Raw genomic sequence first — 20109 nt, 5'->3', positions numbered from 1 at the left:
CATACAATGGACTTTGCACAATTCAAGCAGGAAGTGATTGAATACAGCAAAACAATTGGCATTGATAAAATCGGTTTTACGACAGCGGGCACTTTTGATGAAATGAAAAATAGGCTGATTCGCCAGCAGGAGCTTCAATATCAGTCAGGATTTGAAGAGCCTGATATTGAGAAGAGGGTGAATCCCGGCCTGCTAATGGACAAGCCCCGGTCTATTATTTCCATTGCGGTTGCTTATCCTTCCAAAATGAAGGTAAGGGTTGTCAGCAAAAGAGGTGAAAGAAGGGGGATTTTCTGCCGGGCTTCATGGGGGAAGGATTATCATCATATCCTGAGGGAACGTCTTCAGAAGCTTGAGGAATTCATTCAGTCAAGAATTCCTGAGGCGATATGCAAATCCATGGTGGATACAGGTGAGCTGGTGGATCGGGCCGTTGCACAGCGTGCCGGAATCGGCTGGAGCGGAAAAAACTGTTCCATCATCACACCGGAATTCGGATCGTATGTTTATCTTGGAGAAATGATAACAAATCTGCCTTTTGAGCCTGATAAGCCAATGGAAGACAAATGCGGAAGCTGCAATAAATGTGTTGAGGTCTGCCCGACAGGGGCTTTAATTCAGGGAGGTCAGCTTGATGCACAGAAATGCATTGCCTTTTTGACACAGACAAAGGGTTTTCTCGCAGAGCCGTATAGAGAAAAACTGGGGAACAGGCTTTATGGCTGCGACACCTGTCAAACTGTATGTCCTGAAAATAAAGGCAAGGATTTTCATCTGCATGATGAAATGGAGCCGGATCCGGAAGTGGCAAAGCCGCTTTTAAGGCCGCTTCTTTTTATCAGCAACCGTGAATTCAAAGAAAAATATGGCCCGGTCTCAGGTTCCTGGAGAGGGAAAAAGCCGATCCAGCGAAATGCCATCATCGCCCTGGCTCACTACAAAGATGAGACAGCGGCAGAAGACCTGATTAAAGTTATGAAAGAGGATCCGAGGCCGGTAATACGGGGAACGGCCGCATGGGCGCTCGGGAAAATAGGCGGGGAAAAATCACTCCCTGCACTAAAACAGGCATTGCAGCAGGAGAAAGACGGAGAAGTCATTGCTGAAATAGAAAAAGGTTTGAGTTTTTTTGAACAATGAGGGGGAGAAATCCCCCCTTTTTTTATAGCTTTTTTTCTGTATGACCGCAGAAACTGGTCAGCCCGGCTGATTTACTGCAGGATTGCGCGAAAAATTAAGCAAAGTCCTTTGCTTCTTCTCATATGTATTGAATAGGAGAGGAGTGAGGTGCGTGAGGGACCAGCTTCATGAGCTGTTAAAGAAAAGAGTGCAGCAGTGCGTTTCCCATTCAAGAAGTTCAATTCATACATGCCCTAAGATTGAGAAAAAGAAAGAATCTCTTTCCGGCCGCTCCGGTGAGATTGTGAAAGCACAGGCAACCGGAAATGTGATCAGGGTCGGCAAGGAGAAGGAAGATGTGACTCCGGTCGAATATAGAGTTCACTTCAAATATCTAATTAAACAAAAAGGCATATTTTATTTGGAAGAAGAGATTGAAGAGCGGATAGCCGACTTCTATAAAGGAGTATTTGTTGAAGACCGGGAGAAAAATCCTTTTAAAGATAGTAAAAAAGAAGAAGTATCTTCAGACCGGGTATTTGAAGAAGAAGAAAGGTATGAGTATGAATATGACCGCATGAAGGCTGTACAGTATGCAGAAAAATGGTGGAACACTTATAATCCGGCCTATAAGAAATTTGATGTGGATTGCACCAATTATATTTCCCAGTGCCTTCATGCAGGCGGCGGCCCAATGAGGGGATACCCCAACCGCGGTAAAGGCTGGTGGATGAGAAGCGGGAATTGGAGCTACAGCTGGACAGTAGCGAATTCAATGCGGTGGTATTTGCCCAGTTCAAATTCAGGGTTAAGGGCTGAGGAAGTCTCCAGTGCGGATCAGCTCTTAATAGGAGATGTTATTTGCTACGATTTTCAGGGAGACGGGCGCTTTGACCATACAACAATCGTGACGGGCAAAGATGCATCAGGAATGCCCCTCGTCAATGCCCACACCTATAACAGCCGAATGCGCTATTGGGCTTACGAAGATTCAACAGCTTATACACCAAATATTAAATATAAATTTTTGACAATTACCGATGATCAGTAATTTGTATGGTGATTTCAACGTGATATAATAACACATGCAGATTTAATTTAGAGGTGAAAAAAGTGGGATTGCATGTAGTATTATATCAGCCGGAAATTCCGGCCAACACAGGCAATATAGCCCGTACCTGCGCGGCTACTGATACGACATTGCATCTGATCCGGCCGCTCGGCTTTTCAACAGATGATAAAATGCTGAAGCGGGCTGGCCTGGATTACTGGCAATTTGTAAAAATTGTTTATCATGATTCATTGGATGATTTCTTTAAAAGCACTGAACATGGTGAATACTTCTATTTAACGAAGGATGGCACCAAGCCATATTCCACTTTTGACTATAGCAAAGTCGAGAAGGATTATTATTTTATTTTCGGCAAGGAAACGACCGGTCTTCCCAATGATGTTATTGAAAGAAACAAAGAGCGCTTGTTAAAGGTACCAATCAACAATAATATCCGTTCGCTTAACTTATCCAACACAGCTGCCATTCTTGTCTATGAAGCACTGCGCCAGCAGGAATACTTACATTTATCATAGGAAAACACAGGGCCTGAAAGATTATCAGGCCTTTTTCTTTGGAGAAAACTTTCTTCTCTGGGTAAAATGAAAAAGTACATATGGAAAGGATGAGATGTGATGAATGAAGTTACCAACTTGCTGATGGACCATCGTTCCGTCCGGAATTTTGAAGACAGGCCTCTGTCTAAAGAGCAGATTGAAACAATTGTACTATCTGCTCAAGCTGCTTCCACTTCAAGTTTTGTCCAGGCCTATTCAATAATCGGAGTGACAGATAAAGAAAAGAAAGCGAAACTTGCTGAAATGGCAGGCAATCAGAATTATGTAGCTGAAAATGGCCATTTTTTCGTGTTTTGTGCTGATCTGCATCGTCATGAAGTCATCGGACAAATGGAAAATAAAAATGTAATCCCATCAATCGAAAGCACAGAGAAGTTTATGGTGGCTGTCATTGATGCTGCTTTGGCTGCGCAGAATGCTGCCATTGCTGCAGAATCGCTGGGACTTGGACTCTGCTATATTGGCGGAATAAGAAATAATCTGGAGGGAGTGGCTGAGCTATTAAAAACACCAGATCGTGTGATTCCTTTGTTTGGACTGGCTGTTGGCTACCCTTCCAAAAAGAACGACAAAAAACCGCGGCTCCCTTTTCAGCACATTTATCATGAAAATGAGTATAATCAGGATGAAACAGCATACCGCCAAGAGCTGGAAGTGTATAATAAAATCATTTCCGAGTATTATGATGAGCGTACAGGCGGCAAGCGGAAGGACACTTGGACCAGTCAAATTGCCAGCATGCTCGAAAAGCAGACACGCATGTATATGAAGGATTTTGTTCAGAAAAACAAGATGGATTTAAGCTAGGAGAATATTGAAATAAGAAAAAAGCTGCTGAATAGATCAGCAGCTTATTTTTTGCTTACGCCTGGCTTGTCATCATAGCCGGCAGTGAAAATAGCAGCAAGGAAAGCAACCATTACACCGATAATAATAATTGTACCCATGTATATGTAATCCTCCTTTAGCGGTATCTCAATAGGCAAGCATGTAAATATAAGCTTATTATAGCCCAAAAATGAATAACTGTGAATGAAAAGTATGGAGTTTTTTTTACAGTAAGATTCCTGCAGCAAAGTATTCCTAATAATTAATCCCCGTAAAAAGTACAAACCAAACTCTTAATAGTTTACGCATGTTCGATTGCCGGTGCGCATAGAGTATATTAATCGTCTCTGATAATGCGACAGGGGGAGGTCCTTATGGATATTCTAAAAAAAATTGAGATGTACAGACACGAGGAAGAAAAGCTTAAATGGGAAGGGACTTTTGGAGAGTATTTAGAAATTGTCAAAGAGAAGCCATGGGTTGCCCAGTCAGCACATTCGCGGGTATATAATATGATTAAGGATGCCGGTGTCGAAGAAGTGAAAGGGCAAAAACGATACCAATTTTTCAGCAATCAGCTCTTTGGATTAGAAGAAGCATTGGAAAGGCTGGTAGAAGAGTATTTTCACCCTGCTGCCAAACGCCTTGATGTCCGTAAAAGGATCCTTTTATTAATGGGTCCTGTCAGCGGCGGTAAATCAACATTAGTGACAATGCTAAAGAGAGGTTTGGAGCAATATTCCCACGCTGAAAGGGGCGCGGTCTATGCTATTAAGGGCTGCCCAATGCATGAAGATCCGCTTCATTTAATTCCGCATCACCTCCGCAAGGATTTTTATGATGAGTATGGAATAAGAATTGAAGGAAACCTATCGCCATTGAATAGTATGCGTCTCGAACAGGAGTATGGCGGCCGCATAGAAGATGTTTTAATTGAACGAATCATTTTCTCCGAAGACCGCAGGGTGGGGATTGGAACTTTCAGCCCTTCAGATCCGAAATCCCAGGATATTGCTGATCTGACTGGAAGCATTGACTTTTCAACTATTGCTGAATATGGTTCAGAATCCGATCCTCGTGCCTACCGTTTCGACGGGGAACTGAATAAAGCAAACCGCGGTATGATGGAATTCCAGGAAATGCTGAAGTGTGACGAGAAGTTTTTATGGCATTTATTATCTCTGACTCAGGAAGGCAACTTTAAAGCCGGACGCTTTGCCCTGATTTCGGCAGATGAGCTAATTGTCGCTCACACGAATGAAACAGAGTATCGTTCATTCATTTCCAATAAAAAGAATGAAGCTTTGCATTCCAGGATAATCGTTATGCCAATCCCATATAATTTAAAGGTTTCAGAGGAAGAGAAGATTTACGATAAAATGATCCGTGAAAGCGATGTTTCCAATGTGCACATTGCACCGCATACTTTAAGAGTGGCAGCGATGTTTACGATTTTAACCCGCATGAAGGATCCGAAAAAAGGCGATATTGATTTAGTTAAGAAAATGCGTTTGTATGATGGAGAGAGTGTAGAAGGCTATAATAGAGCAGATGTGGAAGAATTGAAAAAAGAGCATGCAGATGAGGGCATGAGCGGAATTGACCCGCGTTATGTCATCAACAGGATCTCTTCGACAATCATCCGCAAAAATATCACAAGCATCAATGCGCTGGATGTATTGCGATCGCTAAAAGAAGGATTGGATCAGCATCCATCCATTACTCCAGAGCTTAAGGAAAGATATCTGAACTTTATTTCTCTTGCCCGCAAAGAGTATGATGATATCGCTAAGAAAGAAGTCCAAAAGGCATTTGTTTATTCCTATGAAGAATCTGCGAAAACGCTTATGGAAAACTATCTTGATAATGTTGAAGCATACTGCAATAAAGCGAAACTGCGCGACCCATTAACCGGTGAGGAAATCAGTCCGGATGAAAAGCTGATGCGCTCAATCGAAGAGCAGATCGGCATCTCCGAAAATGCGAAGAAAGCATTCAGGGAGGAAATCCTCATCCGCATCTCCGCTTATGCCAGAAAAGGCAAGCGCTTTGATTATAATTCGCATGACCGTCTGCGCGAAGCCATTCAGAAGAAACTCTTTGCCGACCTGAAGGATGTCGTGAAAATCACAACATCTTCAAAAACGCCGGATGAGCAGCAGCTGAAGAAGGTGAATGAGGTAGTAGCACGTCTGATCGACGAACATGGATATAACTCCACATCAGCAAACGAACTGCTCCGCTATGTGGGAAGCTTGCTGAATCGATAAAAGGAGGGCCTGGCAGTATTGCTGCCAGGCTTATTTTTTAGTATGTAATTAATAGATTTAATACATATAAAAAAGAGGCTTCGAAAAGCCTCTTCATCCATTTTTGTCGATTTTTAATGCGGGTTCTTTCTTTTTTTTCTGGCATTCCGGACAGATTGGCTTATTTTCAAGGTAAACGGTCCGCTCAAATATCGATAATTCACCGCACCAGCTGCAGCAAAGGATTTCACTCATAAAATCCCCCCCTTTTGTATTTGTATAATCCTATTTACACTTGGCCATAATTATGCCTGCAGAATCAGTATAAAAGTTTAGATTAGCCCGTTTAGGGGTATATATACAGCAGAGGTGATATTCATGAAAAAGAAAGAATTAGATAAGGATTATACACCGAGAAACAGCTCAATGGCAGAAAATATTGAGGAAATGGAAAACCTGGGCAAGCAGATGGAAAATCTCCGGACCAATAAAGAATTAAAAGAGGATTACGATAAATATCCGGATCCTATTCAGAGTAAAAACAAAGACAAGAACCTTCGCTAACCGCGGAGGTTTATTTTGTATAAAAAATGGGCTTGTCCAAAAGATGCTTCGAATGTCTTATTGTCAAAATTATTTGTAAATTATTTTGTCTTCCCGCATATGATAGAGTAATAAACATTTCTTTGTATTGGTGCATGAATATCAAAATCACTGCCGGGAAATGAATCTATGAAATGAAGGCAGACTGCTGAAATGGGGATGTTTCATCTTTTTTGACACTCGCGATATTGTATGTTGGAAAGCTGTAATGTGTGAAATTTAATTTAAAAGGAGGGGTTAACATGACGAATGTCAATAACCATCAGTTTGTGATTTCCCAAGAAGATTGGTCCCTCCATCGCAAAGGCTATGATGACCAGCAGCGTCATCAGGATAAAGTCCAGGAAGCAATCCGCAACAATTTGCCTGATTTAATAACGGAAGAAAACATTGTAATGTCGAATGGGCGGGAAGTGGTAAAGATTCCGATTCGCTCATTGGATGAATACAAAATCCGTTATAACTATGATAAAAACAAACATGTCGGCCAAGGCGATGGAGATAGCCAGATTGGAGATGTAGTGGCCCGTGACGGATCCGGCAGCAAGAAAGGACCCGGAAAGGGGCAAGGAGCAGGCGACCAGGCAGGCGAGGATTATTTTGAAGCAGAAGTATCACTGATGGAAATTGAAGAAGCTTTATTTAAACAATTGGAATTGCCTAATTTAAAGAGAAAAGAACAGGATGAAAATGTGATAGAGGATATTGAATTTAATGACATCAGAAAGACAGGGTTAATGGGCAATATTGATAAGAAAAGGACCATGATGTCGGCATTTAAGCGCAACGCAATGAAGGGAAAGGCAGCGTTCCACCCGATTTATAAGGAAGATTTGAAGTTTAAGACCTGGAACGAAATTGTAAAGCCTGATTCAAAGGCTGTCGTGCTTGCGATGATGGATACGAGCGGATCGATGGGGATATGGGAAAAGTATATGGCCAGAAGCTTTTTCTTCTGGATGACGCGGTTCCTGAGAACCAAATATGAGACAGTTGAAATTGAATTTATTGCCCACCATACAGAAGCAAAAGTGGTTTCAGAAGAGGACTTTTTTTCAAAAGGAGAAAGCGGTGGAACGATTTGTTCATCTGCCTACCGAAAAGCACTTGAGCTGATAGATGCCAAGTACGATCCGCGTAAATTTAATATTTACCCTTTCCACTTCTCAGACGGTGATAACCTGACCTCTGATAATGCCCGCTGTGTCAAGCTGGTGGAAGACCTGATGAAGGTGTCCAATATGTTTGGATACGGTGAGGTCAACCAGTACAACCGCCACTCGACCCTGATGTCCGCCTATAAAAATATCAAAAATGATGATTTCCGATATTTTATTCTTAAGCAAAAAGCAGATGTATTCCATGCAATGAAAAGCTTTTTCAAACAGGAAGAGGATAAGAAGAAATATGCCTAAAGAGAGGGAAACCTTTCTTTTTGTTTCAGCAAAAAGCCCCCATTTTCAGGGGGCTGCTGCTATTTAAGCCTGTCCTTTGTAAGCACTTCTTCCCGATTTACTTCACCGCTGGTTTTCACCTCTGCTGAAGTATGTGAATGCTGTACACGACTGGGATTCTCGTTGACACAGCATGTATCAGCGGATTTATCTGCCAGTGTTTTGATATCCGATTCATGGACAACCTCCCGGGCTGAAGCACTCTCCATGTATCCTTCAGAGTTTTCGGCAGTGATTCTCTGGTTGTCCTGAGTGGAGTTTGGATATTTCCCATAATAGTCAGCGATTAAAACATACTTTCCGTCAAAAACCATGCCTGCGTATTGTTCCAGGTCATGTTCATCAAACCGTGTACCATCTTTTTTATCGGGATCAATTCCTGAACTTGTGGCGGGGTCTTCTCCCATGAAAAGAGCTTTAACAGAATCAAGAAAGCGCTGATTGCCCAGCTCCTGGGAACCGACTATTCGCAAGTTCACTCCGTAATTGTCTGCAAAGCTTTCAAGATTTGCGCCATCCTTTGAGACGATCACAAGATTTTCCTTCTGATATCCATTTGACCCTGCACCTTCAATGGCTTCTTTAAGATCTTGCTGTGTATCGTATCCGCCTATTAATATATTCTTCTTCATATTTTTCACTCCCAGTGTATTATGATTTTTTTTTATTTTCCCTGATTTGCAGGTGGAGAAACGTTCTTTTACTTTTGAAGTCAGGATGCAATAGCATATAGTCCGGAATCATTACTTGGCACAAGCCGTAAAAATTAATAAAATGCAAAGAATACAGTATGATAAAGAGATAATAACTGAATTGAATTGCTGCTGGAGGTGGGCAGATATGGAGATTGAGAAACTGGCTAAAAGGTTAAGGAACAGAACCCCAATCATTTTGGGGAGTGAGCGATTTTCGAAGTTCGCTATTTTGCTTCCGCTGGTTGAAATCAATAATGAGGTACATGTCCTATTTGAAGTACGTTCACTAAAAATGAGAAGGCAGCCTGGGGAGGTATGTTTCCCCGGCGGAAGGATAGATCCGGAAGATAGGGATGAAGAACATACGGCCATCCGTGAAACCTCTGAGGAACTCGGTGTGGGCGAAGACAGCATCACAAATGTTTCCCCGCTGGATTACATGATTTCCTTCGGTCAAATTATTTACCCTTATGCAGGCATTATCCAAAACCCGGACAAGATTGTGCCGAACCCTGATGAAGTAGAAGAGGTTTTTACTGTGCCTCTGTCATTTCTGAAAAAAGTAAAACCGGAAACGTATCACGTGAATTTTAAGGTAGAGCCAGAAGAAAATTTTCCTTTTGATTTGATTGCCGGAGGTGAAAATTACAATTGGCAGACAAGGAGAGCGGAAGAGGTATTTTACTATTTCCAGGATAAGGTCATCTGGGGGTTGACTGCCAGAATTCTTAAGCATTTTCTTGAGATCATAACGGAAGATTTCAATGAAAGTGAAAGCTTTTGAAGAAAATAATTTTTCAAAAAAGGTTGACGCAGACCTGATAAATGTTTATGATTCATATAAATTGAATACTTAGAAACTTCTTATCAAGAGAGGCGGAGGGACTGACCCTATGAAGCCTCGGCAACCAGCATTCATGCACGGTGCCAAATTCAGAGGAATACATTTTCCGAAGATAAGAAGGCGGAATGAACGGAATATTAATTCAAACCCCTTCTTGTCTGTAATGGACGGAAGGGGTTTTTTGTTTTAATTGGAATACGCACTTTAAATCTGGCTATTTTCATAAGTTTTTTTGCTAATTTTATCTTATTTACTGAGTTGATTGTAGCGGAAGGTGCGAGATCCTCGAAAATGCTATCGCATTTTCTTCGTGCGATGTTTATCTGAGGAAGCATATTCAACGTCCTGCGGGAGTAGCGGGACAGGTGAGACCCTGCAGACGCGGAGCGTCGAGGAGGCTCACCGCCTGCCCCGCGGGTTTGCTGAGTGCCTGGAGCGGAAATCAACGGACATCTTTGATAGGCGAAAAACAACATTTTATTTATGAAAAGAGCCATAAATTTTAACAAGGGGGAATAAATAATGTCAGCGATAACGATCGGGCTATTGGGATTTGGAACTGTAGGAAAAGGAGTGTATGAAACAATCAGAAAGCATCAGGAAAGGCTTCAGGCGATACTTGGGAAAGAAGTGAAGGTTTCCGCTATCCTGGTCAAAAATGTGAATAAACATTCTTTGCCTGATGATGAGGTGCTTTTAACAGATGACTTTCAGGATATTATTGAGCTTCCAAAGCTTGATGTCGTAATTGATGCCATTGTTGGCAGGGAGCCGGGCTATACGTATCTGCGCCAGGCCATATCGAGAGGATGCCACGTCATTACAGCGAATAAAGAGATGTTTGCATTTCATGGAAGTGAGCTTGCGAGGCTGGCAAAAGAAAAGAATGTATCACTGGGATTTGAAGCAACAGTCGGCGGCGGAATCCCCATCATTCAGACCATCAGGCAGCTGCTGAATGCCAACAGGATCGAACGGATTGAAGGAATTTTAAATGGCACATCCAATTTCATTTTGACAAGTATGCGCGAGGAGAACTTATCATTTGAAGAAGCATTGAAAATCGCTCAGGAAAAAGGCTATGCAGAAGCCGATCCTAAAAACGATATCGAAGGATATGACGCCTTTTACAAAGCAGTTGTTCTGAGCGAGCTTGTATTCGGGAAAGCGCCGGAACAGGAATACTCTGTAAGAGAAGGCATTACTGATATTACGATTGAACAAATCCGTTTGGCTGATTCGCTGGGGCTGAAATTTAAACATATAGCATCAATTCAGAAGGAAAAAGATTCTGTCCGCTGTACAGTAAAGCCGGTCCTGACAGGAGAATCTCATCCTTTATACAGAGTAGAAGGCGTGCAGAATGCCGTTTCAATCGATGCGGATATTGTCGGAAATATCAGTTTGCAGGGACCTGGAGCAGGCATGTTCCCGACAGCGAGTGCGATTATTGAAGATCTGATTCATGTGGGCAAAGCCGATTTACCTTCAGTATTTGAGGAAGCTGGATCGGAAGAAACTGTTCCTGAACAGCCGCTCTGGGTTATATTGGGTGATGCTGAAGGATATGAATTCCCTGAGGGAGTTGAAATCGCCAGCAAAGTGTCAGAACAGGCCCTGATCGTTAAGGGAGCTGCAGAAGCTGTGTCATTATTAGACAAATCCGGTTTGAAGGCTTATCAAGTGCTTGGAGATTATGCAGTCACGGCAGGGAAGTATAAGCAGGTACAGCCGGTCTAAAAAACAGAAGGGGCAAGCCTTTGAGCTGCCCCTCCTGAAGTATGTTTAGAGATGGTGGATACTAAGCCTGCTGTTTATTAAATAATGGATTATTTAATCCGGAATACAGGTCTTTAACATGAACTGTTACTATCTTAGCGCCAATCTGGACATGGACCATATTATCAAAAACAGCTGTTACCAGGCCGTTTAATGAAACATTCGCACCAATATTTAGATCTTTGCCGGGAGATTTAACATTTTTCTTGTTTGCCATCGTAACACCATCCCATTCCAATTTATTGAAACTTATACATAGAATATTGCCTTTTTATAGTAAAATAAACGCTTTAATAAAAAAAGTCCAGTAAAATAGCTTGTTTTTTTATCGACAAATTGCAATGAAATTAGACACTTATCTAAAAACAGCTGATGGTACATCGAACTGCCTCCATAGGAAGAGGATGAAAAGAATGGACAGTCCCCATGCGGCAGCTGGCCGCTTGTGGTGCACCCAAAGAATGGTAAACATAACAGCATTGAAAAGAATCGACCATTTTAAACTCCAGCCATTATCGTACTTTATCAAATTTAATTTGATGTCAACAACCTCATTTACAGTATAGAGAAGGACCCAGCCTAAGATATAAAGCAGTTTCTTAATAAGTTTGCCACCAGGAAATCTGTATAAATAGATCAAAATGGTTACCGGATACTTTACAGCCATTATGGAAAAACTGACATGGGTATTTGTAAGATTCACCTTCTCATCGACCCCCTGTGGATCATATGTCCACATCGGATAAAAATCTGAGAGCAGATATAAATATAAAAAATCCCCTAATATGTAAAAAAGGATGGTGGGATAATACATTTTCCAATTTCTCCAGTCACCCCACTTCCATAGAGCGAAAATCCACAAAAAAGCATAAAGAGCATTCATTCCATTCACCTCTTCAGAGAACGCACAGTTATTCCTATCCTATCCAATTTTAAAAAAAATAAAAAAACTAACAGGTTAAGGCAGATAAATAACCGGAAAACCCAATCAGAAGGGGGCTTTCCGGTCGTTTTTTTACATAGCTGTTATTTTCTGTTCCGTGATACATAAGGACTATCCGCCATCCAGAATCTCCAGGGATAATCCCGTGCTTCACCGGAATTATCAATGCCTATTCGTTTTCCCCGTTTGATTTCCCCGGGAGGGATTCCTTTAGCAATCATTAGAGGAGGGCTGGTAAAATGGCGGCCATAATCATCTATTGTTATATCAAGGGCTTTAGTTAATTTACCGGGACCATTAGTGAGGTTTTTAAGATCTTCCATCTTACGTCTTTTCTTCATTAACTCAAGTCCTTCGACAGGTTCAACCCCTCTGATCAATACAGCTTCCGGCTTTTCTTTTGGGCCGCTTACCACATTAACAAGGCAATGGGTATGCATCACATAAGTGTAGACAAAACCGGGTTCATTGAACATGATCTCGGTCCTTTTTGTTCTCCTGTTTCCAAAGCTGTGGGCTGCTCTGTCTTCCGGGCCCATATAAGCTTCTGTCTCAACAATATAGCCTGATGCCATTCCTTCTTCAGTTTCTTTGATCAATAAGCAGCCCAGAAGTGCTTCAGCCAGCTGAAGCGTCGGCTGCCGGTAAAAACTTTCTGGAAGAGGAGCATATTGTGTTATTTCCTTCATAGTCAATCTCTCCAATAGTATTTTATGAGGTTCAGTCTTATGTTTTTACCCTGTGCTATTTTTTCATAACCATACCTGCAGTATAATAGCAAAAGGAATACAAGACAGGATGTGTGGATTAATGAATAAAAATATCGGTTTTATCGGATGCGGAAAAATGACTCAGGCAATAATCGGGGGTATATTAAAATCTGATCTGGTGAATGCAAGGCAGATTATTGCTTCAGCGAAAACGGAGAAGACGCTTGTTGACGTTAAAAGCAGGTGGGATATACAAACACGCTTTTCTAATAGTGAGGCAGCTGAGGTAGCAGATATACTGTTTCTGGCTATTAAGCCTGATGCGCATTCTGCGGTTATTGAAGAAATTAAAGATAGCATTACTTCCCATACAATTATCATAACGATTGCGGCAGGCATAAGTCTTTCTTTTCTGGAAAAGTCATTTGGCAGAAAGATTAAAGCAGTCCGTTCCATGCCTAATACCCCATCATTGGTAGGTGAAGGCATGTGTGTTCTTTCAGCGAATGAATCGCTATCTCCTGAGGAGATGGAAGATGTAATCAAAATATTTTCATGTATTGGCAGAGCAGCGGTTATGGAAGAAAAGATGATGGACGCAATTCCGGCTATCAGCGGTTCTTCGCCGGCTTATGCCTATATCTTTATTGAAGCATTGGCAGATGGAGGTGTAAAAGCCGGATTGCCCCGTGATCAGTCTTATGAGCTTGCAGCACAGGCTATTTTGGGGGCAGCCAGGATGGTGCTGGAAACAGGCAAGCATCCTGCGGAATTGAAGGATGAGGTCTGTACTCCAGGAGGTGCAACAATAGAAGCTGTTGCCGAACTGGAGAGAAAAGGGTTCCGTTCAGCGGTCCTGAGTGCGATGGAACAATGCTTTGAAAAGACAAAGGCACTTTCCCGGAAAAATAATTAGACAAGAATTATCTATCTGGACCCGGCACTTTTTATACTGCCGGGTTTTTAAATGGTTTTAGGCACAAATTAAAAGAAAAACAAGAACATTCCACAGCTAAATGGAATATATAATAAGAAAATTTAAATTTTAATTCCGACTTGACTCATAGGAATACATGTATTATAGTAAGTCATTATGATAACATCTTTTGGGGAGGATTCAGTCCGATGAGTACAGGACTTTTAGTTTTAAATATTATCGTAATGCTGCTTCTTTTAGGCGCATTATTCTTTATGCAGAAAAAGCATATCTCATTCTCAAAGCGTGTGTTTACAGCGCTTGGTTTAGGAATCCTGTTTGGCTTCGCACTTCAGCTGATATATGGACCGGGTGCTGAGGTTATTGCCAAATCAGCAGACTGGTTTAATTTAGTTGGCGGAGGTTATGTGAAGTTCCTGCAAATGATCGTCATGCCGCTTGTCTTCATTTCGATTTTAGGTGCTTTTACTAAACTGAAATTAACAAATAATATTGGAAAAATAAGTGTCCTTATCCTTGGACTGCTTGTAGGTACCACTGCAGTTGCTGCTGCTGTCGGAATTGCAACAGCTGTCGGTTTTGACCTGGAGGCTGTCCAAATCAGCGGAGGGGATGCTGAGACTGCCCGCGGCCAACAGCTTGAAGAAACCTATCAGGGCATTGAAGGAAGAACGTTCCCGCAGCAAATGCTTGATTTGCTTCCGGCCAACCCATTCCTTGATTTTACAGGGGCAAGACCAACATCTACGATTTCAGTCGTTATCTTTGCAGCCTTTTTAGGGATCGCTTATCTTGGTGTGAGAAGGAAATCACCAGAGCAAGCTGAACTCTTTGCGAAAATTGTGGATGCATTCTATGCAATCATCATGAGAGTTGTTACATTAATTTTACGCTTGACACCATATGGAGTTTTGGCAATCATGACGAAAACAGTCGCCATGAGTGATTTTGACTCCATTTTGAATTTAGGGAAATTTGTTATTGCTTCTTATGTGGCACTAGCCATTATGTTCCTGATCCACCTGCTGCTTTTAACATTAAGCGGATTAAATCCAATCACATACTTGCAAAAAGCATTCCCGGTATTGACCTTTGCTTTTACGTCAAGAACAAGTGCGGGTGCATTGCCTTTGAATATTAAAACGCAAAAGTCACTCGGTGTTCCTGAAGGAATTGCCAACTTTGCAGGATCATTCGGCCTTTCCATTGGCCAAAATGGATGTGCGGGAATCTATCCGGCCATGCTTGCTGTAATGATTGCTCCGACTGTGGGCATTAACCCGCTGTCACCGGGATTTATCTTTACTCTCATTCTCATTGTAGCGATCAGCTCCTTTGGTGTGGCAGGGGTCGGCGGCGGTGCGACATTCGCAGCGATCCTGGTACTATCTGCCCTTGATATGCCTATTGCACTGGCTGGTTTGCTGATCTCCATTGAGCCGCTAATCGACATGGGACGCACAGCCCTTAACGTCAGCGGATCTATGACTTCCGGTATCCTAACGAGCAGAATCACAGGTGAAATGGATGGGAACCTTTATAACGATATGAATGAAAAAATTGAAGCAGAAGCATAAGAAAAATCGACAGGTGCCAGGCACCTGTCGATTTTTTCATTTGACCGTCTTTTTAATAACCGTTAAGGACGTCATGGCGCCCACGAATAGTATGGTTATAAACGAGTACAGGAATTTTTCAATACCGACTATCTTTAATCCGCTTAAAATAACCAATCCATCAATTGCGAATATTAAAGCGCCGATATTAATAGGAAAGAGCTTTGTCATCAGCTGTGCCAGCAGGTCTGTGCCCCCTGTGCTGGTTTCATAACGGAGCATTAGGCCGATCCCAAAACCCACCAGGCATCCCCCTAAAATGGAGCTGGGCAATATGGAAAGCTCAAAATCCCCCCGTATTTCCGAGAGCAAATCGATAATGAAGGATGAAATCAGAAGGCCATGCAGGCTATAGAAGAAGTATTTTTTCTCGTAAAACCAGGCAAGTACATATAATGGAATGCTTAGGACAATCATGCTCAATCCAGTGGGAAATTCGTAGTAATAATGAAGGATCAGCCCTATGCCAATAATGCCCCCGTCAAGTAAATGGTGGGGGACAAGGAAGCCGTTAATGCCAATGCCTAATAATAAACTTCCTATTAAAGTTACAAGCAGCTTTTCAAACATAAGCCTATCACCCTAACTTGTCCATTCTTTACTTCTAGAATATGAAGGTTCAGGGATGAAATAGAAGCGGTTCCATGCAAAAAAAAGCTTGTCCGGATTGGACAAGCTTTTGATCTATTCAGCTGGCGCTTCCGGTTAGTGAGGCAGGAACGCAAGCTGGTAAAAGAATAATACTGCAAATAAATATACAAGGGGATGAACGTCTCTCCATTTCCCTTTTACCACTTTCATAAGCGGATAAGCGATAAATCCAAGTGCAATACCTGTAGCAATACTGGATGTCAGCGGCATGCTTAAGATAATCAGGAATGCAGGGAATGCTTCATCAAGTTCATTCCATTTAATATGAGAAATACTGCCCATCATCAGACTTCCAACGATAATCAGGGCAGGTGCAGTAATGGCAGCAAGACCTGATACCGCACTGACAAGAGGTCCGAAGAAAGCTGAAAGCAGGAACAGACCTGCAACAGTCAAGGTTGTTAATCCTGTTCTTCCGCCGACTGACACACCTGTTGAAGATTCAATATAGGCTGAAGTCGGACTTGTACCGAACATGGCACCGATAGAAGTAGCGATGGAATCCGACAAAAGGGCCTCACGTGCTCTGGGCATCGTTTTGCCTTTCATTAATCCGGCCTGCTGGGCAACACCAATCATCGTTCCGGTTGTATCAAAAATCGTTACAAGCAGGAAGGAGAAAACAACGGCGTATAAACTGTGCTGGATAACATCTCCGATTGCTTCGAATGGATTTAAAATGATGATCCCATCCGGAAGCGAAGGCAATGAAACAAATCCCTGGTCAAAAGAAAGCTGTCCTGTAAAGAAGGCAATCAGGGCAGTGATAATCATGCCGAAAAATAAAGCCCCGTTAATCCCGAGCGTCATGAGAATTAATGTTACAGCAAGGCCGACAAGCGCAAGAATGGATTGAGGAGAATGCAAGTCTCCGAGTGCCACAAGATTTGTTGGGTGGCTTGTAATCAGCCCGGTTAAGCGCAACCCGATAAAGGCGATAAACAACCCGATTCCAGCGGTAATTCCGTGCTTTAAATTATCCGGTATTGCAATAATCAGCTTTTCCCGGAAAGGGGTAAGTGACAATATAATAAAGATAATACCAGCAATAAATACTGCTGAGAATGCAGTCATGTAATCTATATTTCCATGGGTGCCGACAACAGAGTAAGCAAAATAGGCGTTCAGGCCCATTCCCGGTGCGATGGCAATTGGATAATTGGCGAACAGTGCCATCCATAGAGTACCTGCGACAGTTGCAATAATGGTTGCAGAAAAGACTTGCTCAAAAGGTACACCTGCATCAGATAAGATGACAGGGTTTACGACCACAATATAAACCATTGTTAAGAAAGTTGTGATGCCTGCCAAGACCTCAGTCTTTACGTTTGTTTGATTTTCTTTTAATTTGAACATAAAAAGTCCCCCATAAACTATAACTTCTTTCAGGTTATATGTGTTATTGATAAATACGAACGTTTAGAAAGCACAAATTATATAATATTCGTTTTTAATGAAAATTTCAAGACCTTAATGTTATTATTCTATATATTGGCTGTTTCATCCTAATATATAGAAAAAAGCTACTCTAATACAATTTTGCTTCCCCCTGAAATAAAAAAGAGTTGATTCTCAATAGAGGATGCTTATAAACTAAGGTCAAACGATAACGAAATGGGGTTGGCCTATGTTTGCAAATCTTAAAACCATGAATCTTAGTCAGCAGGCCGAATATTTAACAAAGGCCCTTGTGCAGATGGAGAGCTATAACCATTCAGATGGAGAAGGGCATAAAGCTGAATTTCTAAAGGAAGTAATCTGTGCGTTTCCATCTTTTCAGAATAAAGATCATTTAGTATGGACCCAGGAAATCCCCGGAGATGAATTGGGCCGCAAGAATGTGTTTGCCTTCCTCAAGGGGAGGGAGATGAGCAAAAAGACCATTATATATCTGGCCCATTTGGACACGGTCGGCACAGAGGACTTTGGTCCCATCCAGGGCATGGCCCATAATCCAGATAAACTTCAGGAGTTTTTTGAACAATACGACTCTGATCCGGAAGTGCAGGAAGATGCCCGGTCCAATGAGTGGCTTTTTGGGAGAGGGGCGTTGGATATGCAGAGCGGAATTGCTGTCCATCTGGCCAATTTCCTGTATTTCTCGGAAAATCCCGGTGAGCTGGAAGGCAATTTGCTGGTTATGTTCAACGCTGATGAGGAGGGTGAGCATAAAGGAAGCAGAGCAGCGCTTTCCGAATTGCTGAGACTGAAAGAAAAGATGGGCCTGGAATATATGGCTGCCATAAATAATGATTTTATCTCGCCATTGTATGACGGAGATACCACTAAGTATATCTACACGGGTACAGCAGGCAAGATTTTGCCGTGTTTCTCCATTTTCGGAAGGGAGACCCACGCTGGTGAAAGTCTTGCAGGAATTGATCCTACATTAATTGCTGCAGAGCTGACTGCGCGCATCAGCCAGAATTTTCAGCTGACTGAGAAGCTGGAAGGAGAACTGGTGCTTCCGCCAAGCTGTTTATATATGAGGGATGATAAAAAACGATATGACGTTCAGACGGCAGTGGGCTGCAGGGTTTATTTCAATTATTTTTTCTATGAGAAACCTCTGAAGCAGCTTTCGAAAGAACTGAAAATGATTGCAGAAGATGCGGCCATAGCTGTTGAGCACCGCCTGGAAGGTGCCTATAAGGATTTTCGGACCGTCAATAAGCTGCCGGAAAGACAGCTGGACTGGGGAACAGAAGTGACGGCTTTAGATGAGTTTCTTGTCTATCTTGAAGAAAAGGGTATCGATACTGTGAGTGTTATGGAAGAAGCACGGAATAAGAGCTCGCTTCATGAAACTGATGCCAGAATGATTGCTTTTGATATTGTAGAAGCCCTTCACCAATCAGACCCTGAGAAAAAACCCAGAGTGATTCTTTTTTATGGAACACCCTTTCTTCCTGCCAACACAATTGATGTGACTGCAGAAAGAGGCATCTTTTTAAAAAGTTGTCTGGAGGAAGTGCTTGCTGAAGAGGCTAAGAAAACAGGCGAAACATTCAAAGTCCGCAAATATTTCCCTTATTTATCAGATGGAAGCTTTTTATCTTTTGACGGCTCGGATGAGGACATACAATCTCTTAAAAAGAATTTCCCCGCATTGAACAGCCTGTTTCCGATTCCATTAAAGGCGATGAGGGATTTGAATATATCTGTAATTAACCTTGGTGTTTATGGCAAAGCTGGCCACAAGTGGACTGAGCGGGTCTATAAACCGTATACATTTGACATTTTGCCTGAGGTTATCCGAAAGCTTACAAAAAGAATACTTGAAAAGCAGGTAAATTAAATCTCTCGCCTTTCGAGGCAGAAGTAACTTTAACTGGAAAAAAGCGTCTAATGTAAGGAGAGAATTTGGGGCGGTGACAGAATGATAAAGGCTGTAATTTTTGATTTTGATGGAACCATTGTAGACACAGAATCTTTGTGGTATAAGGTCTTTAAGCATATTTTATTTGAAGATTACGGATTTGATCTTAGGCTGGAGGATTTTGCGAAGGGCATTGGCACCTCAGATGATATTCTTTTTAATTACATTGATGATAAATTAGGTATTAAAGTTAATCGTAAATCTATACAGGAAAAAACAGAAAGAGCATTCCAGAGCCAAAGAGATATTTTAATTCTGAGAGAAGGGGTTCAGGAACTGATAGGAAAATGCATTGAAAAAGGCCTAAAGCTTGGAGTTGCATCCAGCTCAGGAAGAGAGTGGGTTAAGCATTATTTAAAACACTTTGGAATCGAGTCTCTATTTCAAACGGTCAAAACAAAAGAAGATGTTGAAAAGGTAAAACCTGATCCTGCTCTTTACATAAAGGCACTTGAAGAAATGGGCGTTGAACCGGAAGAAAGTTTGGCCATCGAAGATTCTGTAAATGGGTCAATTGCTGCTGTTCAGGCAGGAATGCACTGTGTGGCCGTTCCTAATGATGTGACCCATTTTCTTTCCTTTCATGAGAAGGTTAATCGGTACAAGGCTTTTTCTGAAATACCCATTGATGAACTGATAATAGGGCAAAGCAGCAGATAAAAAAAGGAGCAGG

At 42.0% G+C, this 20109-nt stretch carries 20 protein-coding genes and 1 riboswitch; of the genes, 13 read left to right on the top strand and 7 right to left on the bottom strand.

Annotation, left to right across the window (positions count from 1 at the left end):
* The first annotated feature begins 6 nt into the window (after positions 1 to 6).
* From queG to CE058_RS16740, 5 genes are all read left to right on the top strand, one after another.
* The gene (gene queG / locus CE058_RS16760; RefSeq protein WP_163144215.1) at positions 7 to 1140 is read left to right on the top strand and encodes a tRNA epoxyqueuosine(34) reductase QueG; all 1134 of its coding nucleotides are present in this window, start codon (positions 7 to 9) and stop codon (positions 1138 to 1140) included.
* 151 nt (positions 1141 to 1291) lie between these two features.
* Positions 1292 to 2170 (top strand): amidase domain-containing protein, encoded by an 879-nt coding sequence (locus CE058_RS16755; RefSeq protein ID WP_048011721.1) that lies wholly within the window; start codon positions 1292 to 1294, stop codon positions 2168 to 2170.
* Positions 2171 to 2232: 62 nt separating this feature from the next.
* Entirely contained in the window at positions 2233 to 2706 is a 474-nt protein-coding gene (gene trmL, locus CE058_RS16750) for a tRNA (uridine(34)/cytosine(34)/5-carboxymethylaminomethyluridine(34)-2'-O)-methyltransferase TrmL (RefSeq protein WP_163144213.1), read from the top strand.
* Positions 2707 to 2805: 99 nt separating this feature from the next.
* Positions 2806 to 3555 carry an oxygen-insensitive NADPH nitroreductase gene (gene nfsA / locus CE058_RS16745; RefSeq protein ID WP_048011723.1) on the top strand — a complete coding sequence of 250 codons (750 nt, stop codon included), beginning with the start codon at positions 2806 to 2808 and terminating at the stop codon, positions 3553 to 3555.
* A 395-nt stretch (positions 3556 to 3950) separates the two neighbouring features.
* Entirely contained in the window at positions 3951 to 5846 is a 1896-nt protein-coding gene (locus tag CE058_RS16740; protein WP_048011724.1) for a PrkA family serine protein kinase, read from the top strand.
* 93 nt (positions 5847 to 5939) lie between these two features.
* Here the strand turns inward: CE058_RS16740 and CE058_RS16735 are convergent, their stop codons facing one another.
* A complete protein-coding gene (locus tag CE058_RS16735; protein ID WP_156185216.1) occupies positions 5940 to 6080 on the bottom strand; it encodes a hypothetical protein in 141 nt (46 codons plus the stop codon).
* Between the two features lie 123 nt (positions 6081 to 6203).
* On the opposite strand from CE058_RS16735, the gene CE058_RS16730 reads away from it, so the two are divergent.
* Both CE058_RS16730 and yhbH read left to right on the top strand, forming a co-directional pair.
* The gene (locus CE058_RS16730; protein WP_163144211.1) at positions 6204 to 6389 is read left to right on the top strand and encodes a hypothetical protein; all 186 of its coding nucleotides are present in this window, start codon (positions 6204 to 6206) and stop codon (positions 6387 to 6389) included.
* A 281-nt stretch (positions 6390 to 6670) separates the two neighbouring features.
* Entirely contained in the window at positions 6671 to 7843 is a 1173-nt protein-coding gene (gene yhbH / locus CE058_RS16725) for a sporulation protein YhbH (RefSeq protein ID WP_048011725.1), read from the top strand.
* A gap of 59 nt (positions 7844 to 7902) precedes the next feature.
* Here yhbH and CE058_RS16720 read toward each other — a convergent pair whose 3' ends face one another.
* Positions 7903 to 8514, bottom strand: coding sequence for a general stress protein (locus CE058_RS16720; RefSeq protein WP_163144209.1), 612 nt, complete (start codon positions 8512 to 8514; stop codon positions 7903 to 7905).
* 208 nt (positions 8515 to 8722) lie between these two features.
* On the opposite strand from CE058_RS16720, the gene CE058_RS16715 reads away from it, so the two are divergent.
* Together CE058_RS16715 and CE058_RS16710 are read left to right on the top strand one after the other, a co-directional pair.
* Complete coding sequence (locus CE058_RS16715; RefSeq protein ID WP_163144207.1) at positions 8723 to 9361, top strand: NUDIX hydrolase; 639 nt, start codon at positions 8723 to 8725, stop codon at positions 9359 to 9361.
* A 77-nt stretch (positions 9362 to 9438) separates the two neighbouring features.
* Positions 9439 to 9540: riboswitch (SAM riboswitch) on the top strand.
* A gap of 403 nt (positions 9541 to 9943) precedes the next feature.
* Positions 9944 to 11161: a homoserine dehydrogenase gene (locus CE058_RS16710; RefSeq protein WP_163144205.1), complete on the top strand. Its 1218-nt coding sequence runs from the start codon at positions 9944 to 9946 to the stop codon at positions 11159 to 11161.
* Positions 11162 to 11222: 61 nt separating this feature from the next.
* Here the strand turns inward: CE058_RS16710 and CE058_RS16705 are convergent, their stop codons facing one another.
* From CE058_RS16705 to CE058_RS16695, 3 genes are all read right to left on the bottom strand, one after another.
* Positions 11223 to 11417: a hypothetical protein gene (locus CE058_RS16705; protein WP_035326689.1), complete on the bottom strand. Its 195-nt coding sequence runs from the start codon at positions 11415 to 11417 to the stop codon at positions 11223 to 11225.
* A gap of 138 nt (positions 11418 to 11555) precedes the next feature.
* Positions 11556 to 12083: a CBO0543 family protein gene (locus tag CE058_RS16700; RefSeq protein ID WP_048011730.1), complete on the bottom strand. Its 528-nt coding sequence runs from the start codon at positions 12081 to 12083 to the stop codon at positions 11556 to 11558.
* Between the two features lie 143 nt (positions 12084 to 12226).
* Positions 12227 to 12832, bottom strand: coding sequence for a DNA-3-methyladenine glycosylase (locus tag CE058_RS16695; RefSeq protein ID WP_163144203.1), 606 nt, complete (start codon positions 12830 to 12832; stop codon positions 12227 to 12229).
* Positions 12833 to 12953: 121 nt separating this feature from the next.
* On the opposite strand from CE058_RS16695, the gene proC reads away from it, so the two are divergent.
* Both proC and CE058_RS16685 read left to right on the top strand, forming a co-directional pair.
* Complete coding sequence (proC, locus tag CE058_RS16690) at positions 12954 to 13769, top strand: pyrroline-5-carboxylate reductase (RefSeq protein WP_048011732.1); 816 nt, start codon at positions 12954 to 12956, stop codon at positions 13767 to 13769.
* A gap of 209 nt (positions 13770 to 13978) precedes the next feature.
* Positions 13979 to 15367, top strand: coding sequence for an L-cystine transporter (locus CE058_RS16685; RefSeq protein ID WP_163144201.1), 1389 nt, complete (start codon positions 13979 to 13981; stop codon positions 15365 to 15367).
* Between the two features lie 36 nt (positions 15368 to 15403).
* Here CE058_RS16685 and CE058_RS16680 read toward each other — a convergent pair whose 3' ends face one another.
* Positions 15404 to 15976, bottom strand: coding sequence for a YitT family protein (locus CE058_RS16680; protein WP_048011734.1), 573 nt, complete (start codon positions 15974 to 15976; stop codon positions 15404 to 15406).
* A 135-nt stretch (positions 15977 to 16111) separates the two neighbouring features.
* Positions 16112 to 17413 (bottom strand): NCS2 family permease, encoded by a 1302-nt coding sequence (locus tag CE058_RS16675; protein ID WP_048011735.1) that lies wholly within the window; start codon positions 17411 to 17413, stop codon positions 16112 to 16114.
* Positions 17414 to 17684: 271 nt separating this feature from the next.
* On the opposite strand from CE058_RS16675, the gene CE058_RS16670 reads away from it, so the two are divergent.
* Positions 17685 to 19355, top strand: a complete 1671-nt coding sequence (locus tag CE058_RS16670; protein WP_163144199.1) for a M20/M25/M40 family metallo-hydrolase — start codon at positions 17685 to 17687, stop codon at positions 19353 to 19355.
* Positions 19356 to 19436: 81 nt separating this feature from the next.
* Complete coding sequence (locus CE058_RS16665) at positions 19437 to 20096, top strand: HAD family hydrolase (RefSeq protein ID WP_163144197.1); 660 nt, start codon at positions 19437 to 19439, stop codon at positions 20094 to 20096.
* Positions 20097 to 20109: the final 13 nt, after the last annotated feature.

This window comes from Bacillus sp. 22-7, from assembly GCF_010628845.1.
Classification (GTDB): domain Bacteria; phylum Bacillota; class Bacilli; order Bacillales; family Cytobacillaceae; genus Cytobacillus; species Cytobacillus firmus_B.
This window is presented reverse-complemented; position numbering and strand designations above follow the sequence as displayed.

Bases quoted from the DNA above. Each gene is read 5' to 3' on its own strand.
- CE058_RS16665 (WP_163144197.1), top strand. From the start codon at position 19,437: ATGATAAAGGCTGTAATTTTTGATTTTGATGGAACCATTGTAGACACA.
- CE058_RS16715 (WP_163144207.1), top strand. From the start codon at position 8,723: ATGGAGATTGAGAAACTGGCTAAAAGGTTAAGGAACAGAACCCCAATC.
- CE058_RS16730 (WP_163144211.1), top strand. From the start codon at position 6,204: ATGAAAAAGAAAGAATTAGATAAGGATTATACACCGAGAAACAGCTCA.
- proC (WP_048011732.1), top strand. From the start codon at position 12,954: ATGAATAAAAATATCGGTTTTATCGGATGCGGAAAAATGACTCAGGCA.
- CE058_RS16675 (WP_048011735.1), bottom strand. From the start codon at position 17,413: ATGTTCAAATTAAAAGAAAATCAAACAAACGTAAAGACTGAGGTCTTG.
- CE058_RS16735 (WP_156185216.1), bottom strand. From the start codon at position 6,080: ATGAGTGAAATCCTTTGCTGCAGCTGGTGCGGTGAATTATCGATATTT.
- yhbH (WP_048011725.1), top strand. From the start codon at position 6,671: ATGACGAATGTCAATAACCATCAGTTTGTGATTTCCCAAGAAGATTGG.
- CE058_RS16685 (WP_163144201.1), top strand. From the start codon at position 13,979: ATGAGTACAGGACTTTTAGTTTTAAATATTATCGTAATGCTGCTTCTT.
- CE058_RS16680 (WP_048011734.1), bottom strand. From the start codon at position 15,976: ATGTTTGAAAAGCTGCTTGTAACTTTAATAGGAAGTTTATTATTAGGC.
- queG (WP_163144215.1), top strand. From the start codon at position 7: ATGGACTTTGCACAATTCAAGCAGGAAGTGATTGAATACAGCAAAACA.
- CE058_RS16740 (WP_048011724.1), top strand. From the start codon at position 3,951: ATGGATATTCTAAAAAAAATTGAGATGTACAGACACGAGGAAGAAAAG.
- CE058_RS16670 (WP_163144199.1), top strand. From the start codon at position 17,685: ATGTTTGCAAATCTTAAAACCATGAATCTTAGTCAGCAGGCCGAATAT.
- CE058_RS16700 (WP_048011730.1), bottom strand. From the start codon at position 12,083: ATGAATGCTCTTTATGCTTTTTTGTGGATTTTCGCTCTATGGAAGTGG.
- nfsA (WP_048011723.1), top strand. From the start codon at position 2,806: ATGAATGAAGTTACCAACTTGCTGATGGACCATCGTTCCGTCCGGAAT.
- CE058_RS16710 (WP_163144205.1), top strand. From the start codon at position 9,944: ATGTCAGCGATAACGATCGGGCTATTGGGATTTGGAACTGTAGGAAAA.
- CE058_RS16705 (WP_035326689.1), bottom strand. From the start codon at position 11,417: ATGGCAAACAAGAAAAATGTTAAATCTCCCGGCAAAGATCTAAATATT.
- CE058_RS16695 (WP_163144203.1), bottom strand. From the start codon at position 12,832: ATGAAGGAAATAACACAATATGCTCCTCTTCCAGAAAGTTTTTACCGG.
- CE058_RS16720 (WP_163144209.1), bottom strand. From the start codon at position 8,514: ATGAAGAAGAATATATTAATAGGCGGATACGATACACAGCAAGATCTT.